The organism is Bradyrhizobium sp. (assembly GCF_035935975.1).
Taxonomy (GTDB): domain Bacteria; phylum Pseudomonadota; class Alphaproteobacteria; order Rhizobiales; family Xanthobacteraceae; genus Bradyrhizobium.
On sequence record NZ_DASYWN010000006.1, the window covers coordinates 40,118 to 56,992 of the forward strand.

At 64.0% G+C, this 16,875-nt stretch carries 14 protein-coding genes; 4 read left to right on the forward strand and 10 right to left on the reverse strand.

The window, feature by feature from the left end:
• Positions 1–155: 155 nt before the first annotated feature.
• From VGR99_RS01105 to VGR99_RS01135, 7 genes are all read right to left on the reverse strand, one after another.
• Positions 156–851: an ABC transporter ATP-binding protein gene (locus VGR99_RS01105; RefSeq protein ID WP_326896451.1), complete on the reverse strand. Its 696-nt coding sequence runs from the start codon at positions 849–851 to the stop codon at positions 156–158.
• Positions 844–1,575, reverse strand: a complete 732-nt coding sequence (locus VGR99_RS01110) for an ABC transporter ATP-binding protein (protein ID WP_326896452.1) — start codon at positions 1,573–1,575, stop codon at positions 844–846. The genes VGR99_RS01105 and VGR99_RS01110 overlap by 8 nt, the downstream gene beginning before the upstream one ends.
• Positions 1,565–2,665, reverse strand: coding sequence for a branched-chain amino acid ABC transporter permease (locus tag VGR99_RS01115; RefSeq protein WP_326896453.1), 1,101 nt, complete (start codon positions 2,663–2,665; stop codon positions 1,565–1,567). Before VGR99_RS01115 ends, VGR99_RS01110 begins: the two co-directional genes overlap by 11 nt.
• 6 nt (positions 2,666–2,671) lie before the next feature.
• Positions 2,672–3,889, reverse strand: a complete 1,218-nt coding sequence (locus VGR99_RS01120; RefSeq protein ID WP_326896454.1) for a substrate-binding protein — start codon at positions 3,887–3,889, stop codon at positions 2,672–2,674.
• Between the two features lie 4 nt (positions 3,890–3,893).
• Positions 3,894–4,751, reverse strand: a complete 858-nt coding sequence (locus VGR99_RS01125; protein ID WP_326896455.1) for a branched-chain amino acid ABC transporter permease — start codon at positions 4,749–4,751, stop codon at positions 3,894–3,896.
• A 99-nt stretch (positions 4,752–4,850) separates the two neighbouring features.
• On the reverse strand, positions 4,851–6,365 hold the full coding sequence (locus VGR99_RS01130; protein ID WP_326896456.1) for an amidase: 1,515 nt from the start codon (positions 6,363–6,365) through the stop codon (positions 4,851–4,853).
• A 149-nt stretch (positions 6,366–6,514) separates the two neighbouring features.
• Positions 6,515–7,699, reverse strand: a complete 1,185-nt coding sequence (locus VGR99_RS01135) for a substrate-binding domain-containing protein (RefSeq protein ID WP_326896457.1) — start codon at positions 7,697–7,699, stop codon at positions 6,515–6,517.
• A gap of 179 nt (positions 7,700–7,878) precedes the next feature.
• Between VGR99_RS01135 and VGR99_RS01140 the strand changes: the two genes are divergently transcribed.
• A complete protein-coding gene (locus VGR99_RS01140) occupies positions 7,879–8,313 on the forward strand; it encodes a MarR family winged helix-turn-helix transcriptional regulator (protein ID WP_057747431.1) in 435 nt (144 codons plus the stop codon).
• A 194-nt stretch (positions 8,314–8,507) separates the two neighbouring features.
• On the opposite strand, the gene secA is transcribed toward VGR99_RS01140, so the two are convergent.
• Positions 8,508–11,348, reverse strand: a complete 2,841-nt coding sequence (gene secA, locus VGR99_RS01145) for a preprotein translocase subunit SecA (protein ID WP_326896458.1) — start codon at positions 11,346–11,348, stop codon at positions 8,508–8,510.
• A 353-nt stretch (positions 11,349–11,701) separates the two neighbouring features.
• On the opposite strand from secA, the gene VGR99_RS01150 reads away from it, so the two are divergent.
• A complete protein-coding gene (locus VGR99_RS01150; RefSeq protein WP_326896459.1) occupies positions 11,702–12,616 on the forward strand; it encodes a peptidylprolyl isomerase in 915 nt (304 codons plus the stop codon).
• 148 nt (positions 12,617–12,764) lie between these two features.
• Positions 12,765–14,006, forward strand: a complete 1,242-nt coding sequence (gene argJ / locus VGR99_RS01155) for a bifunctional glutamate N-acetyltransferase/amino-acid acetyltransferase ArgJ (protein ID WP_326896460.1) — start codon at positions 12,765–12,767, stop codon at positions 14,004–14,006.
• Positions 14,007–14,017: 11 nt separating this feature from the next.
• Here argJ and VGR99_RS01160 read toward each other — a convergent pair whose 3' ends face one another.
• The gene (locus VGR99_RS01160) at positions 14,018–15,349 is read right to left on the reverse strand and encodes a TadE/TadG family type IV pilus assembly protein (protein WP_326896461.1); all 1,332 of its coding nucleotides are present in this window, start codon (positions 15,347–15,349) and stop codon (positions 14,018–14,020) included.
• A 139-nt stretch (positions 15,350–15,488) separates the two neighbouring features.
• Here VGR99_RS01160 and mutT point away from each other — a divergent pair, with 139 nt between their 5' ends.
• Positions 15,489–15,899, forward strand: coding sequence for an 8-oxo-dGTP diphosphatase MutT (gene mutT / locus VGR99_RS01165; protein ID WP_326896462.1), 411 nt, complete (start codon positions 15,489–15,491; stop codon positions 15,897–15,899).
• Positions 15,900–16,015: 116 nt separating this feature from the next.
• Here mutT and VGR99_RS01170 read toward each other — a convergent pair whose 3' ends face one another.
• A complete protein-coding gene (locus tag VGR99_RS01170; protein ID WP_326896463.1) occupies positions 16,016–16,864 on the reverse strand; it encodes a methyltransferase domain-containing protein in 849 nt (282 codons plus the stop codon).
• Between the last annotated feature and the right edge of the window lie 11 nt (positions 16,865–16,875).

A 16,875-nucleotide genomic window follows, 5' to 3' on the forward strand; every position in this document is an offset into this window, starting at 1 on the left:
CGTGTGAGCCTCGGCGTAGCCGGGATCGGCCGCCCAGTATTCCAGAGACAGCAGTAATTGAACCGTGACGCCGCGGCATACTGGATGCCCCGCCTTCGCGGGGCATGACAGTTGAGTTCGGAGTGAGAGCGCCGCGCTTCACCTGCTCGGCGTTCCTACGGCGCCAGATACCGCATCAGTTCCGGATTGCTCCTCACCTCGCCCGCCTGCCCTTGCAGCGCGACCCGGCCGCGATCGAGCACATAAGCATAGTCGGCAACGCGCAGCGCGAGGTCGAGGTGCTGCTCGACGATGATCACGGCGATGTCTTTCGCGAGTTCGATCAGGCGCTCGGTGATCTCCTCGATGACGCCGATCCAGACGCCTTCGGTCGGCTCGTCGAGCAGCAGCAATTTTGGATCGCCCAGCATTGCGCGGCCGATCGCGAGCATCTTGCGCTCGCCGCCGGAGAGCGTGCCGGCGGGCTGGTCGAGGCGTTGGCCGAGTTTTGGAAAGATCGTCAGCACGCGGTCGACGGCGGAGGCATCCTTGGCTGCGAGCGATCCGACCGCGAGATTGTCGCGCACCGACAGGCGCGCGAACACCGAATGCTCCTGCGGGACATAGCCGATGCCGGCGCGCACGCGCTCTTGGGTAGCGCGCCGGCTGATGTCGCGGCCGTCGAAGGCAACCTCGCCCTTCCACGCCGGCAGCTCCCCGACGATGGTCTTCATCAGCGTGGTCTTGCCGGCGCCGTTGCGGCCGAGCACGGCGACGCCGCCACGCCAGGGGATGCCGAGGGTAACGTCGAACAAGACCTGGCTGCGGCCATAGCCGGTGTCGAGATGCTTGATGTCCAAAAATTCAGGCACGGCGCAGATAGATCTCCTGGACGGATTTGTTGGCCTGGATCTCGGACACGGTGCCTGACGCCAGCACCTTGCCCTGGTCGAGCACGGTCAACCGATCGCAGATGTCGCGGATGAAATCGAGGTCGTGCTCGACGATGACGAGCGAACAGTGTTGCTTGATCGGCTGGAGCAGCTCGCCGGTCACGCGGCGCTCCTCCAGGCTCATGCCGCCGGTCGGCTCGTCGAGCAGCAGCAGCTTCGGCTTGCCCGCCAGCGCCATCGCGATCTCCAGCCATTGCTGCTGGCCGTGTGACAGCGCGGCCGCAGCGTCGAAAGCGCGATCGGCGAGGCGAAACTGCGTCAGCATGGTCATGACCTGATCGTGCAGCGCACCGCGGGTGCGCGAGAACACGAGATCGAACAGCGGGGATTGCGCCTGCAGCGCGAGCAGGATGTTATCGTAAAGCGTCAGCGAGGGCAGCACGCTCGTGATCTGGAATTTCAGGCTCATGCCCGCACGGGCGCGCTCGGTCGGCGTGAACGCGGTGATATCGGTGTTGATGAAGGAGACTTTTCCCTGCGTCGGCACTTCGGCGCCAGCGATGCACTTCATCAGCGTGCTCTTGCCGGAACCGTTCGGGCCAATCAGGCCGTGAAACTCGTTCTCCCCGACGGTGAGTGCGGCACCGTCGAGCGCGGTGAGCTTGCCAAAGACCTTTTTGATGCCGGCGGCTTCAAGGAGCATTGCGCTTCCCCTTTACGCTCGCCTTGGGCTTGGCGCCGAAGCTGCCGACCCGCTCGCGCTCACCGAGCACGAAACTGATGAGACCGAGCGGCCGGAACAGGATCACGAGCAGCAGCAGAAGCCCCAAGATGATCGGCCAGATGTCGCGATAATTGTCCGACAGCCAGAAGCTGACGCCCTCGACGATGACCGTGCCGATGACGGCGCCGATCAGCGTGCCGGAGCCGCCGAACAGGACGTAGAGCACCACTTGCGTCGAGACGACGACGCCGACCATGTTGGGCCAGACAAACCCTTCGTGGAAGGCATAGAGGCTGCCGGCGAGGCCTGCGATGGCGCCGCCGATCGCAAATATGATGGCCTTCAGGTGTTGCGCCTTGTAGCCGAAGAAAGCGATGCGCTGCTCGTTCTCGCGCAGGCCGGCGAGCGCGAGACCAAACTGCGAGCGCACCAGGAAGCGGCAGAGCAGGTAGACCACGACGAGGATGCCGAGCACGAGATAATAGAAGGCCGGCCCTTCCGTGAACTCGTAGCCACCGAGCGACATCGGCGCGATCGAAGGGATGCCGTTCTGGCCGCCGAGATAGTACCAGCCGCGCGCGAGGCGATCGGCGGCATAGGAGCCGGTAAGCGTACCCAGCGAAACGAAGATCACGCTGGAGGGATGCCGTCCCAGCAGCAGGAAGCCGCCGAGCAGCAGCGCGGCGGTGAGGCCGATCAACGTGCCCGCCGGCAACACCAGAAAGATGTTGGTGATGTCGAGGTCGCGCGCGAGCAGCGCCACGCCATAGCCCGCCGAGCCGAAGAACAGGGCCTGGCCAAAGCTCATGATGCCGGCATAGCCCCAGACCAGGTCGAACGACAGCGCGAACAGCGCGAGGATGATCACACGCGTCGCGAACACGGTGAGATAATCCTGCAGCACCAGCGGCGCGAGCAGCGCCGCGACAAGCACGACGCCCTCCACGATCGGCAGGATCTTTCGTCCCGCAGCGGCTTTCGCCGCCGTTCCACCGCCAGCCATGGCGTCCGCCTCCCCGCCGATCTCGGCGGGGATCGCCTGCTTCACTGCGCCCATCGACTTCGGCATTCTACCTTAGCATTCCTTGGGATCGACGAGCCCGTTGCTGCGCGCAACGATCTCATAGTTCCCGCCCTTGGCGACCGCCGTGTACATCTTCATCTTGCAGTGCCGCTTGCCCGGCACCATCTCGGCCGGTCCGCCCGGACCTTCCGCGATCTTGGCATGATCGAGCGCCGCGGCGACCGAGTCACGGTCGACCTTGCCGGCTTCCTTGACCGCCGCTTCCCACAGCTTGAGGCCGCGATAGGTGCCGGTGGCCGCGCTACCGGCCGCGAACAGGAAGTTACCCGGGAAATCCTTCTCGTAGGCTGCCTGGATCTTGGCGTCGAACGGGTTCTCCTTGGTCAAGACCTTGAAGTAATCGAGGCAGCTCGCAAGCCCCTCGATCTCGGCGGCCTGATTGATGTTGAGCGTATTCTCGTCATAGTAGACGCAGGCGAGACGCCCACCATTCTTGAGGAAGCCGGCTTCATAGAGCTGCTTGAAGAAGGGACCGACACCCGGCGGAATGACGGTGTTGAAGACGACATCGACCTTGTTGGAGATGATGCGGTTGACGGTCGCGGAGAAGTCAACCTGGTCGAGCGGATAATACTCCTCGAACACGACCTCGCCGCCGTTCGATTCGATCACCTTGCGGGCATAGACGTTGAGCGTGTGCGGCCAGACGTAATTGGCGCTCGGCAGCGCGAACTTCTTGCCGCCGTTCTTGATCAGCCAGGGGATGAACTCGTCGCATTGCTGCGCCGGCGTCGGGCCGGTGCAGAACAGATAAGGCGTGCACTCCTTGCCTTCGTAGAGCTGCGGATAGATGTAGAGCGTCTTGCCGCGCGCCACGATCGGATCCTTGATCGCGTTGCGCATCGACGAGGTGATGCCGCCCAGCACCATGTCGACCTTGTCGCGCTGGATCAGTTTGCGGACGTTGCCGACGGCGACGGATTCGTTCGACGCCGTGTCTTCAATGTAGAGCTCGAGCGGGCGGCCGAGCAGGCCGCCGGCGGCGTTGATCTCCTTGATCACCATCTTTGCGACGTTGGCGTCGGCATTGCCCGCGTAGGCGATCGGGCCGGTGAGATCGGTCGCGATGCCGACCTTGATCGGGGTTTCGGCGGCATTGGCCCAGGGCGCCGGGATCACCCAGCTGCCGACACCGGTTGCGACCGCGCCGGATGCAAACGCGAAATTGGAGAGAAAGCGGCGGCGTGAAAGCTGAGTGCGATCGAACATGTGACTAAACCCCTTTTCCAGCGATGAGGCCCTGTGGCCGGAATTTGATGAAGACAATGGCGAGAACGAAGACGAGGACGTCGGCGACGACGGGCGCCATGATCCATGGCAGGGCGGCACTGAGCGTGCCGATGACGCCGGCACCCGCGACCGGCCCGATGAAGGAGCCGACGCCGCCGACCATCACCGCGACAAAACCCTGGATCAGGAAGCGCAGGCCGAGATCGGCATAGAGACTGAACACCGGCACGATCAGCGCACCGGCAAGGCCGGCGAGCGCGGAGCCGAAGGCAAACGTGGCGCCGTACATCAGCGGCGTGGAAATGCCGGAGGCCCGCGCCAGCGCCGGATTTTCCAGCGTGGCGCGCATGCGCAGGCCAAAACTGGTGCGCGACAGCAGCAGATAGCAGCCCGCCATCACCAGCAGCGTGATGACGATGATGGTGAAGCGCCAGGCCGAGATGTGAATCGTGCCGAAATCGATGGAGCCGCCGATCGGCTCGGGCACGGTGAGATAGAAGCCGCCGATCAGGCCGCGCACGGCCTCGCGGATGATGAGACCGAGGGCGTAGGTGCCGAGCATCGCCACGATCGGCGCGGCGTAGAAGCGGCGGATGATCAGCGCCTCCAGCACGAAGCCGAGAGCCCCGACCACGAACGGCGCCGCGACCATGCCGGCCCAGATCGGCATGCCCTTGGCGTAGGCGAGATAGGTGATGTAGGCCCCGAGCAGGACGAACTCGCCCTGCGCGAAGTTGAAAATACCCATCATGCTGGCGATGATCCCGAGCCCCAGCACGATCAGGACGATGATCGCACCAAAGCTCAGGATTTCGAACGCCGCGACGAACGCGTTAGCCATGCGACAGATTCTTGTTTTGACGCGTTTTCTTGACGCGAACCGGTGTCCACTTCGCTCGAAAACGCTTCGGTGCTCCGTCCGTCTGCATGAGTTCCCCTCTCACATCTTCTTCCAGTCGCCGATCTGCTCGAAGGCGTGCGCGGCGCGGTAGATGGTGGATTCTTCGAACATGCGACCAACCAGCATCAGACCGACGGGCAGGCCGTCGACCATGCCGCAGGGCAGCGACATCGCGGGATGATGAGTGATGTCGAACGGCGCGGTGTTGGCGATCATCTCCAGCGCGCGGGCAACGTAATCCTCGCGGCTCGCGGTCGGCTCCGGCAGCTTCGTCGCCTTCATCGGCGTGGTCGGCAGCAGGAGGAGATCGTAGTCTTTGAACGCCTTGTCGTAGGCCGCGGTGAGGCGCCGCGAGATGTTGAGCGCCTTGCCGTAGTAGCGCGGGCCAAAGGTGTTGTTGATGTAGGTGCCGAGCAACAGGAACAGCTTCGTCGTCTCGGACAGCGAGTCCGCCTGCCGGCGCCAGCCGCGATGGAAGTCCATCAGCGAGGTCGAGTAGAGATCGGCACGGCTAAGGCCATAGCCGTCGCCATACATCATGGTCTGGGTCATGCCCTCGGTGCCGATCGGGGTCCAGATCGCGGGGCCGACGAGATGCATCGGGATCGAGACGGTCTCGACGGTCGCGCCGAGGTCCTTGAAGCGCTTTGCGGCCTCGCGAACGCTCTCGTTGACGGCGGCTTCCGCGGTCGGCTGCTCAAAGCCTTCCTTCAGAATGCCGATCTTCATGCCCTTGACGCCCTGGCCGAGCGCCTTGGTGTAGTCCTCGACCTTCGGAGCCTTGATGCGCGGATCGTAGCCGTCGTCGCCGGCGAGCACTTCGAGCAGCAGCGCGTTGTCGGCGACCGTCGCCGTCATCGGGCCGGTGTGATCGACGAAGATCTCGATCGGCATGATACCGGTGTAGGGCACGAGGCCCCAGGTCGGCTTCATGCCGTAGGTGCCGCAGAACGAGGACGGCATGCGGATCGAGCCGCCCTGGTCACCGCCGATCGCCATGTCGACCTCGCCAAGCGAAACGACGACGCCGCTGCCCGAGGACGAGCCGCCGGCCGAATAGCCCATCTTATGCGGATTATGCACCGGACCGACCGCGCCGGTGTGGCTGCCGCCCGACATGCAGAAAGATTCGCAGTGCACCTTGCCGGCGATCTCCGCGCCGGCATCGAGCATGCGCGTGACGATGGTGGCGTCGAAGTCTGGGACATAACCTTCCAGCGTGGCCGAGCCGTTCATCATGGGAACGCCGGCGAGCATGATGTTGTCCTTCAGCGCGACGGTCTTGCCCTTGAGCTTGCCGCTGGCGGCGCCCTTCACTGTGGACTTGCGATACCAGGCATTGCGCGGGTTCTCCTCCGGCGAGGGGCGATAGCCCGGCGTGCGCGGATATTTCACTTCCGGCACCTCGTCCGGCATCGCGCCGACGAGGTTATAGGCTTCGATCGAGCCCTGCATCAGGCCGCGAAATGAGGCGACGTCGTCGTCGGTGAGCGAAAGGCCGCACTGCTCGGCGACACTGCGAAGCTGGGCTGGCGTGGGAAGGACAACTGTCACGGCGCTCTCCTGAAGTTTCTTGGGACCATTGGGCGTGGCCGCCCCGGTGCGACGCACGCACCACCGGCCTCGCTGAAACATTCAAATCGGAAATATTTTCCTTTTCAAGTATTATTTTGCGACGACGCGTGCACGGATTGCCGCGCCTCTCAGACCGGCTTGATCAGCTTGAAGTCGAGACCGTCGGCCTCGGCGAGATACATCTGCATCCGGGCGTGCCCATTGCGAACGGTGACCGGCCCCCGCGCGCCGCCATAGACGATGTTGCGGCCGGCCGCGAGCATCGGCGCCATCGCCAGCGAACCAGCCTTGTTCGCGACGGCTTCAAGGAAGCGCAGGCCCTCATAGCTGGACTGGCCGAGCGAGCCGATCGGCGGAGCATTCGGTCCGAACATCGCGCGATAACGGATCTGGAAGTCGTCATTGGCGCGCGAGCCGATCCAGGAGAAATAGCCGGAGGCGCAGAACATGTTCTCGCTGTTGTCAGCGCCGATGCCGAGCAGCACGGTCTCATCCATCGCGCCGGCGAGCCGCAGCGTCGTGGCGCCGAGGCCGCATTCACCGAAAGCGCGATTGAAGGTGACGCTGTCGGTGCCGATCAGGGAGATCAGCACCACGTCGGGCCGCGCGGCGCGGATGCGCGCCAGATGCGGCTCGTGATTGTCCTCGCCGAGGGGCACGAACTCCTCGCCGACGACATGGCCGCCGGTTTCCTTGATGTAGTTCTTCACCGCGCGATGCGATTGCCAGGGCCAGACATAGTCGCTGCCGATCAGATACCAGCGCGACGCTTTCTTGACGTCGGCAAGCCAGTGGATCGACGGCCGGCTCTGCCAGCGCGGCGTCTCGCCAATCGCCATCACGCCGGGCGTGCGCTCGCCGCCCTCGTAAACCGGGGTGTAGATGTAGGGGATGCGATGACGCGTGGTGACGTCGCGAAGGCCAACGCGGACCGCACTGGTGTGCAAGCCCACGATCAGATCGACCTCGTCGAACGCGATCGCCTGCTCGGCCCGGTTCAGAACCTCGTCGAGCGGCCCGCCGGCGTCATAGATCGACAACTCAAGCTCGCGGCCGAGGATGCCGCCGCGCTTGTTGATTTCGGCGACGGCGAGCTGCGCGCTGTTGGTCGCGCAGGGCCCCCAGACTCCGGGCGAGCCGGTGCAGCAGATGAAGCCGCCGATGCGCAGCTTGTTGGCGCCGCGCCGCCTGAAGAGTGCATGATCGCTCGGCGACAACGCACCATCAGCCGCCGATGACGACAGATTCCTGAACAGCAAGGACGGCGGCAACGCCGGACCGCCGTGAGCCGGGAAGTTTACCGTCGCGCGCACGCCAACTCCTGTCTGGTGCCAGACTTGAAAGCCTCTTGAGCAGGCGGCCGCGGCTTCCGCCCTTTTGTTGGGCAATCATCCTATTTTGAAAATATTGAATATTCAACAATTGAAGTGCATATAGAAGCAGCATTGATTGCAAGACATTCACTCATTTGGGTCAAGACGAAGTCTTAGCCGTGGCAAAATCGAACGCTCCAATCACCGAACACCTCGCTTATCTGCTCGCGCAAGCCAATCGGGAGATCAACCGGCAGCTGGAACTGCGGTTGAGCAAGGAGGGTGTTCCCGTCGAGCAGTGGCGCATCCTGAAAGTGCTGTCGGACGGCGACGGCCATTCGATGGGTGAACTCGCGGATGCGGTGCTGCTCAATCATCCGACGCTGACCAAGATGATCGATCGCATGGTCTCCGACACGCTGGTCTATCGCGTGCAGGATCCGAACGACCGCCGCAAGGTTTTGATGTTCATCTCCGACCGCGGCAAGGTGCTGTGCAAGAAGCTCAACTCGCTCGCGGTGGACCAGGAGGAGCACATCCTGGAGAGCTACGGCGACAAGTCGACGAGCGAACTCAAGCGGCTGCTGGAGAGCTTGATCGACAGCTCGAATTGAGAGGATGTGCTGTCGCGCGCCTCGCTCCACATAGTCAACTGTCATCGCCCGATTTAATCGGGCGATCCAGTATTCCAGAGACTGATGTGATTGAGCCGAGAGGCTGCGGCGTACTGGGTCGCCCGGTCAAGCCGGGCGACGACAGTCGAGATTGAGGCGCCGACGTCGCGGCCTCACGCGGACGCAACTAGCTGCTACGCGTACCGTCCGTGGCAGTGCTTGTACTTCTTGCCCGAGCCGCACGGGCAGTCCTCGTTGCGGCCGACCTTGCCCCAGCTTGCCGGGTTCTTCGGGTCGCGCAGCGCTGCGTCGGTCGCCTGCGGGGCCAGGGTGACGCTGGCCAGGGCCATTTCGTCTTCGCCGGTGTTCGGGTCGAATTTGTGCGCTTCCATCTGCGGCAGGACGGGCGCTTCCTGCTCCGGCGGGACGATCTCGACGCGCATCAGCTGCGCCGTGACGGCCTCGCGCAGATGCGCGCTCATCTCCTGGAAGAGATTGAAGGCTTCGGTCTTGTACTCCTGCAGCGGATCGCGCTGGCCGTAACCGCGCAGGCCGATGACCTGGCGCAGATGGTCGAGCATGATCAGGTGCTCGCGCCAGAGATGGTCGAGCGTCTGGAGCAGAATGGTCTTCTCGACGTAACGCATCACGTCGGGACCCCATTGCCCGACCTTGGCCGCCATGTGCTCGTCGGCCTTGGTCTCGATGCGGTTGAGCAGCTCCTCGTCGGCGATGCCCTCTTCCTTGGCCCAGTCGTCGACCGGCAGGTCGAGATCGAGCACGCGCTTGAGCTCGTCCTTCAGGCCGGCGACGTCCCACTGCTCGGCATAGGCATGCTCGGGCACGTGCTTGGCGACGAGGTCGTCGATGAAGGCGTGGCGCATGTCGGTGACGGTCTCGGCGACGCTGTCGTCCTTCATCAGGTCGACGCGCTGGTCGAAGATCACCTTGCGCTGGTCGTTCTGGACGTTGTCGAACTTGAGCAGGTTCTTGCGGATGTCGAAGTTGCGCGCCTCGACCTTCTGCTGCGCCTTCTCGAGCGCCTTGTTGATCCAGGGATGGATGATCGCCTCGCCCTCCTGCAGGCCGAGACGCTGCAGCATGCTGTCGAGACGATCCGAGCCGAAGATGCGCATCAGATCGTCTTCCAGCGACAGGAAGAACTTCGAGCGGCCAGGATCGCCCTGACGGCCGGAACGGCCGCGCAGCTGGTTGTCGATGCGGCGGGATTCGTGACGCTCGGAGCCGATGATGTAGAGGCCGCCGGGCTTCTTCACGGTCTTGGCGGGCTTACTGCCCTTCGCCGGCTCGATCTCGACGGTCTCCTCGGCCTTCAGCACGATATCGCGGAAGTGCTCGATATCGGCCTTGATCTGCTCGATCTTCCTGGCCTTCTCGGCCTCGTCCTCGATGCCCGCAGTCTCCTGCTGGATGCGCATTTCGAGCGAGCCGCCGAGCTTGATGTCGGTACCACGGCCGGCCATGTTGGTCGCGATCGTGATCGCGCCGGGAACGCCTGCCTCGGCGACGATGTAGGCTTCCTGCTCGTGGAAGCGCGCGTTCAGCACCGCAAACAGCTTTGCCGGCTTGCCGGCGCGCGCCGCGGCGTACAACTTCTGCATCGAATTCTCGTTGCCGAAATCGATCTGCCGGTAGCCGTGCTTCTTGAGATATTCGGCAATCACTTCCGACTTTTCGATCGAAGCGGTGCCGACCAGCACCGGCTGCAGCCGTGCATTGGCGCGCTCGATCTCGGCCAGGATCGCGGCGTACTTCTCGTTCTGGGTGCGATAGACCTCGTCGTCCTCGTCCAGGCGGGCGACCGACAGATTGGTCGGGATCTCCACGACCTCGAGCTTGTAGATGTCGAACAACTCGTCGGCTTCCGTCAGCGCCGTGCCGGTCATGCCGGCGAGTTTTTCGTACATCCGGAAATAGTTCTGGAAGGTGATCGAGGCGAGCGTCTGGTTCTCGGGCTGGACCTGAACGTGCTCCTTGGCTTCCAGCGCCTGGTGCAGACCTTCGGAATAGCGGCGGCCCTGCATCATGCGGCCGGTGAACTCGTCGATGATCACGACCTCGTCGTCGCGGACGATGTAATCCTTGTCGCGGGTGAACAGCGTGTGGGCGCGCAGGGCCTGGTTGATGTGGTGCACGACCGAGACGTTCTCGACGTCGTAGAGCGACTCGCCCTTGAGCTGCCCGGCGTCGCGCAGCAGCCCCTCGATCTTCTCCATGCCGCCTTCGGTGAGCGTCACCGTGCGCTGCTTCTCGTCGACGTCGTAGTCGCTCTTGTCGAGCTTGGGCAGGAACGAGTCGATGGTGTTGTAGAAGTCGGAACGGTCGTCGAGCGGGCCGGAGATGATCAGCGGCGTGCGCGCCTCGTCGATCAGGATCGAGTCGACCTCGTCGACGATGGCGTAGAAGTGCGGCCGCTGGACCATGTCCTCGAGCCGGTACTTCATGTTGTCGCGCAGATAGTCGAAGCCGTATTCGTTGTTGGTGCCGTAGGTGATGTCGCAGGCATAGGCCGCCTTGCGCTCGGCATCGTCCAGGCCATGGACGATGACGCCGGTGGTCAGACCGAGGAAGCCGTAGATCTGGCCCATCCAGCCGGAGTCGCGGCGGGCGAGGTAGTCGTTGACGGTGACGACGTGGACGCCTTTGCCGGCGAGCGCGTTGAGGTAGACCGCGAGCGTCGCGACCAGCGTCTTGCCTTCGCCGGTCTTCATCTCGGCGATGTCGCCCTCGTGCAGCACTATGCCGCCGATCAGTTGGACGTCGAAATGGCGTTGACCGAGCGTCCGCTTGGCGGCCTCACGCACGGTGGCGAAGGCGGGGACCAGCAGGTCGTCCAGCGTCTTGCCCTCGGCAAGCTGCTTCTTGAACTCGGCCGTGCGGGCCTTGAGCGCCTCGTCGGAGAGTTTCGAGACCTCGGGCTCCAGCGCGTTGATCGCGTTGACTCGGGACTGATATCCCTTCACCCGCCGGTCGTTGGCGGAGCCGAAAAACTTGCGGGCGAGCGCGCCGATCATGCCTAGTTCCTGTGTTCGCGATTCAACCGCGTTGCAGCCAAGAAGTTGTCGCCCGCCTGCCTATCAACTCACCGTGACGCCTGATGGCGCCAGAGCCCGGACTGCGGGGGTCTTCCGCCATATGGGTGGGAATTGGGCAAGCCTGGGTTCAACGGCCAAAAACGCAGCAAAATAAACGCCATCGCCATGGACGCGACCGGGCAGAGATATGGCCCGGTCAGGGCCTTGTCAACGGCGCCCGCATTGCGGCTAATTCATCAAATTGACAAGCTTTTCGCGTTGCCAAGCCCCCCTGAATTGGGCGAGTGTCCGCCCCGCTCGAGCAGCCCCCTGCTTCAACAAAAGGATTTTCCATGACCACCTCGTTCCCGGTAACCACCGGCCAGCGTTTCCGCCACGCGTCGGCCCTGGCTGGCAGCCTCGCCCTGGCGCTGACCCTGGCGTTCGCGGGCCCGCTCCGGGCCGCCGACGATCCGGTGCTGGCGAAGGTCAATGGCGCGGAAATCAAGAAGAGCGACGTCGCCATGGCCGAGGAGGAACTCGGACCGAGCCTCGCCCAGATGGACCCGGCGACCAAGGACGAGAACGTCCTGTCCTTCCTGATCGACATGAAGATCGTCAGCAAGGCTGCCGAAGACAAGAAGGTCGCCGACAGCGAGGAGTTCAAGAAGCGCCTGGCTTTCGCCCGCAACCGCCTTCTGATGGACAGCCTGCTCGCCCAGGAGGGGAAGGCCGCCACCACCCCCGACTCCATGAAGAAGGTCTACGAGGAAGCCTCCAAGCAGATCACCGGCGAGCAGGAAGTGCGCGCCCGCCACATCCTGGTCGAGACCGAGGACGAGGCCAAGGCGGTGAAGGCCGAGCTCGACAAGGGCGCCGATTTCGCCGAGCTGGCCAAGAAGAAGTCCAAGGACCCCGGCTCGGCCGATGGCGGCGATCTCGGCTTCTTCACCAAGGAGCAGATGGTTCCGGAATTCTCGGCCGTGGCATTCGCGATGGAGCCCGGCAAGATCTCCGACCCCGTGAAGTCTCAGTTCGGCTGGCACATCATCAAGGTCGAGGAAAAGCGCAACCGCAAGGCGCCGGACTTCGAGCAGGTCAAGGCGCAGATCGAGAACTACGTCACTCGCAAGGCCCAGGCCGACTACGTCGCCAAGCTGCGCACGGAAGCCAAGGTCGAGCGGCTGGACCAGCCGGCGGCGGACGCCAAGCCGGCCGATGCGGCGAAGCCCTCCGACAGCAAGATGGCTCCGCCCGCAAAGAAGTAAGACCGCGAAGACGTAAGAATTCGCTGTCACTTCACGGACGCCAATAGTATCTAACGTCGCAATGGCCGGGCAGAAAGTGCGAAGTACGTCTTCGCGCTGGATGTCCCGGCCATCTGCATATCCAGACCTCATCAAGGCGCGCCCAACGATGTCCTCAGCCGTCTCTCCCCTCGCCCCGAAGAACGTTCCTGACATGCCCACCATCGCGGGCGTCCGTCTCGCGACGGCCGAGGCCGGCATCCGCTACAAGAACCGCACCGACGTGCTGCTGGCGATCATGGACAAGGGCACTGCGGTGGCCGGCGTGTTCACCAAGTCGAAATGCCCGTCGGCACCGGTCGAATGGTGCCGCGCAAAGCTGAAGGGTGGCAAAGCCCGCGCGCTGGTCGTCAATTCCGGCAACGCCAATGCCTTCACCGGCAAGACCGGCCGTGGCTCCACGGCGCTGACCGCGAAGATCGCGGCCAAGGCCGTCGGGTGCAGCGAAGGTGAAATCTTCCTGGCCTCGACCGGCGTGATCGGCGAGCCGCTGGACGCCACCAAGTTCGACGGCGTGCTCGGCCGTCTCGCCGAGACCGCCGAGCCAGGCGACTATCTCGCCGCGGCCAAGGCAATCATGACCACCGACACCTTCCCGAAGGTCGCGACCGCAACCGTCAAGCTCGGCAAGGCCAAGGTCACCATCAATGGTATGGCCAAGGGCGCCGGCATGATCGCGCCCGACATGGCGACGATGCTGTCCTTCATCTTCACCGACGCCCCGATCGCGCCTGCCGCGCTGCAGGCCCTGCTCAAGGCTGGCGTCGAGGATACCTTCAACGCGGTGACGATCGACGGCGACACCTCGACCTCGGACACGCTGCTCGCGTTCGCGACCGGCGCTGCCGCCGAGCACGGCGCACCGAAGATCAGCCGCGCCAGCGATCCGCGCCTGAAGGCCTTCGTCAAGGCTTTCAATCAGATCCTCGCCAACCTCTCCGAACAGGTTGCCCGCGACGGCGAAGGTGCGCGCAAGCTGGTCGAGATCACCGTCGAGGGCGCCAAGACCAAAACCTCCGCACGCAAGATCGCGATGTCGATTGCCAACTCGCCGCTGGTCAAGACTGCGATCGCCGGCGAGGACGCCAATTGGGGCCGCGTGGTGATGGCCGTCGGCAAGGCCGGCGAGCCGGCCGATCGCGACAAGCTGTCGATTTCCTTCAACGGCATCCGCGTCGCCAAGAGCGGCGCGCGCGATCCGTCCTATGACGAGGCCCAGGTGTCGGAAGCGATGAAGGCACCGGAGATCGCGATCAAGGTCTCGCTCGGTCTCGGCAAGGGCCGCGACCGTGTCCTGACCTGCGACCTCACGAAGGAATATGTGGCGATCAACGGGGATTACAGGTCGTAAGGCCTCAAGCCTCACCCCGAGATCCGCGCGTCCGCGACTGCCTTCCTGAACAGCGCGGCCATCGCATCCGAAATGCCTTGCGTCGGGCTCACCTCGAAATAGAGGCCCGGCGAAGCGCAGCTCTGCATGTTCTTGGCGATCTCGCTGTTGGGCGACGGGCCGAACGGTCCCTTGTTGAAGGGATCGATGTACGTCATGTACCAGGTGTTGGTCGGCAACTGCAGATAGGTGGTGTAGAGAACCGCGATCTTGATGCCCCGGTTCTTGATGGTGGTGCAGAGTGAGACGTCGATCGGCGACTGGCAGCGTCCGCCACTCACGGTCGGCTTGGAGCAGCCTGTATTGTATTCATCGGCGACGCCGTCCGAGACGAAGAACAGATATTTCATCGGCGACGCCGACGTACCGGTGCCTGGCGCTGTGATCACGTTGTTGATCGCGGGAAGGACCGTGCTGAACTGCGTATCCTTGTCGGCGGTGTAGGAATCGTTGTTGCCGTAGACACCCATCAGGTCGATGCCGCCGGCGGCGGTCTTGGCGCTCGACAGGCTGGCCGACAGCGAATACAGCGCGCGCAGGCCGATCGTCTTCGACGACGCTCCGAAATCGTAGATCGCCATGCGGAACTGGTTCGAATAGGTTTCGGTGGTGCCGGCCGTGTCCATCAGCGACTGGGTCGCGCTGCGCAGCACGTCGATCCGCGTCGTCACGCCGAGCGTCTTGGCGAGGTTGTAATAGTTGTTGGCGTCATTGTAGTCGTGGCAGGCGAAGGCGCATTTGTCGGGCGTATTGTTGACCATCTTGGTGACGTCCGCCGGCGTTGCGGCAACGCCCATCGACGGCGAATTGTCCAGCAGCAGGTAGAAGTCGACATAGAGCGGCATGGTGGCCGTCGCCGTCGACGTCCCGCTCATGCCCAGCGCGGTCTTGCCGATCACGCTAAGGAACATGGTGTTGATGGTGGCGCTGAACGTCACGGTCGAAGTGACGGTCGACCCGCTCTTGACCACGGTCGGCGTGATGCTGCTCAGCGTGTAGCCGGTCAGATTGGAGACGTTGGCATTGAAGATGTTGGTGGCGTCAGTGACGCCGGCAGGGATCGCACCGTCCGAGGTCATCGAGCCGGCGGCAGCAAAGGCCGGCGACGCCTTGGCGACCGAGCCGACGCTCGCCGCATCGGCCGCAGCCTGGAGCTTGGACCGGAGCTGGGTCGCGCGGGCGTAATCGACCGCGCAGCCCACCATCGTGATCAGGGGGACGCAGCAGAGCGCGAAGATCACTGCAATATTGCCGCGCTGGTCGCAGGCAAATCGGCGCGAGAAGATGCTAAGCGCGGCACGCATTGGGATTGGAACCTGGGGTGGTGATGCGGTTCCACTCTAGGAACCGTCGATTAAATATGACTTATGGAGACCGTAGAAACGCGGGCCGCAACAGGGTTAACGAACCGTTGCGGTTCAACTTCAGCGAGCGACATCACTTATGGCCGATCTCAAACTGACACTGGTGGTGGCCTGCGCGCTGGTCGACGCCGACAAACGCGTCCTGATCGCGCAGCGCCCGGCAGGCAAGACGCTCGCCGGCCTCTGGGAATTTCCGGGAGGCAAGCTCGAGCCCGGCGAACGGCCGGAGCAAAGCCTGATCCGCGAACTCCACGAGGAGCTCGGCATCACCGTCGCCGAACCGTGCCTGGCGCCGCTGACGTTTGCGAGCTACGGCTACGAGACGTTTCACCTCCTGATGCCGCTTTACATCTGCCGGCGCTGGGAAGGACAGGTCGCGCCACGCGAAGGCCAGACCCTGGCCTGGGTCCGCGCCAACAAGCTGCGCGACTATCCGATGCCGCCCGCGGACATCCCGCTGATCCCGCATTTGATCGACTTGCTGATGTGAGGCCGGACCTCATCCTGAGGAGACCGCGAAGCGGTCGTCTCGAAGGATGGCCACAGGGTGAGAGCGGGGGCCTGCATGGTTCGAGACGGCGCTAAAGCGCCTCCTCACCATGAGGATCACTCCTTTCCCGCCTTCTTCACCGCCTCCGCAAGGCTCGCTTTCGCCGAGCCCGGTTTCAGCGGCTGCTGCTGGCTTGCATGCGGGGCCCAGCCGGACAGCCAGATGATGTCGAAGGTCGCGCGGATGCGGCCGTCGGCATCGGCAAAGCGCTCGGCATAGATCTCGGCCATGCGCAGCAGCGTCGCGCGCCGGCTCGGTGTGCGGCGCCGCTCGATCAGCACATTGGCCCCGCCCATACATCGCAGGTCCTGCATCAGGGCAAACGCATTGGCGTAGCGCACCACGACCCGGTCAACATCGGTGACCGGAAGCGCGAAGCCCGCGCGCTGCAACAGTGCGCCGATGTCGCGCAGATCGGCGAACGGCGCCACCCGCGGCGACACGCCGCCCTCGCATTCGGCCTCCGCCGCGGCAAAGGCCTGGCGCAGCTCGGTCAGGCTGTCGCCGCCGATCATCGCGGCAAGCAGCAGGCCGTCCGGCTTCAGCGCCCGGCGAATTTGCGCGAAAACACCCGGCAGATCGTTCACGAACTGCAGTGCCAGAGCCGAGACGACGAGATCGAGGCTCTCCGGCGCGAACGGCAATTTTTCCGCGCCCGCCGCGTCGAGCGCAACCCGTTCGATCGAGGGCAACCGCGCGCGCAGCGCCGCTAGCCCCTCACCGGGCGTCCAGAGATCGGCCGGCGCGTGAAATTCGCGCATCACCGCCGCCAGCCGGTCGGACATATCCTCGGCGACCCGGTCGAGCAGAAAGGTCACCTCGCCCTGCGCCCGAGCACGCCGTTGCCGCGCATGCAGCAAGGCGCGGTCGAACAGAGCGGGCGGGGTTTGCGGGGGCTGGGCCATGGCGGCTGGTT

What these genes read in the sequence shown, in the direction of transcription:
- secA (WP_326896458.1), bottom strand. Translation starts at nt 11,348, where the DNA reads ATGATCGGCGCGCTCGCCCGCAAGTTTTTCGGCTCCGCCAACGACCGG.
- mutT (WP_326896462.1), top strand. Translation starts at nt 15,489, where the DNA reads ATGGCCGATCTCAAACTGACACTGGTGGTGGCCTGCGCGCTGGTCGAC.
- VGR99_RS01120 (WP_326896454.1), bottom strand. Translation starts at nt 3,889, where the DNA reads ATGTTCGATCGCACTCAGCTTTCACGCCGCCGCTTTCTCTCCAATTTC.
- VGR99_RS01115 (WP_326896453.1), bottom strand. Translation starts at nt 2,665, where the DNA reads ATGCCGAAGTCGATGGGCGCAGTGAAGCAGGCGATCCCCGCCGAGATC.
- VGR99_RS01110 (WP_326896452.1), bottom strand. Translation starts at nt 1,575, where the DNA reads ATGCTCCTTGAAGCCGCCGGCATCAAAAAGGTCTTTGGCAAGCTCACC.
- VGR99_RS01170 (WP_326896463.1), bottom strand. Translation starts at nt 16,864, where the DNA reads ATGGCCCAGCCCCCGCAAACCCCGCCCGCTCTGTTCGACCGCGCCTTG.
- VGR99_RS01160 (WP_326896461.1), bottom strand. Translation starts at nt 15,349, where the DNA reads ATGCGTGCCGCGCTTAGCATCTTCTCGCGCCGATTTGCCTGCGACCAG.
- VGR99_RS01125 (WP_326896455.1), bottom strand. Translation starts at nt 4,751, where the DNA reads ATGGCTAACGCGTTCGTCGCGGCGTTCGAAATCCTGAGCTTTGGTGCG.
- VGR99_RS01150 (WP_326896459.1), top strand. Translation starts at nt 11,702, where the DNA reads ATGACCACCTCGTTCCCGGTAACCACCGGCCAGCGTTTCCGCCACGCG.
- argJ (WP_326896460.1), top strand. Translation starts at nt 12,765, where the DNA reads ATGTCCTCAGCCGTCTCTCCCCTCGCCCCGAAGAACGTTCCTGACATG.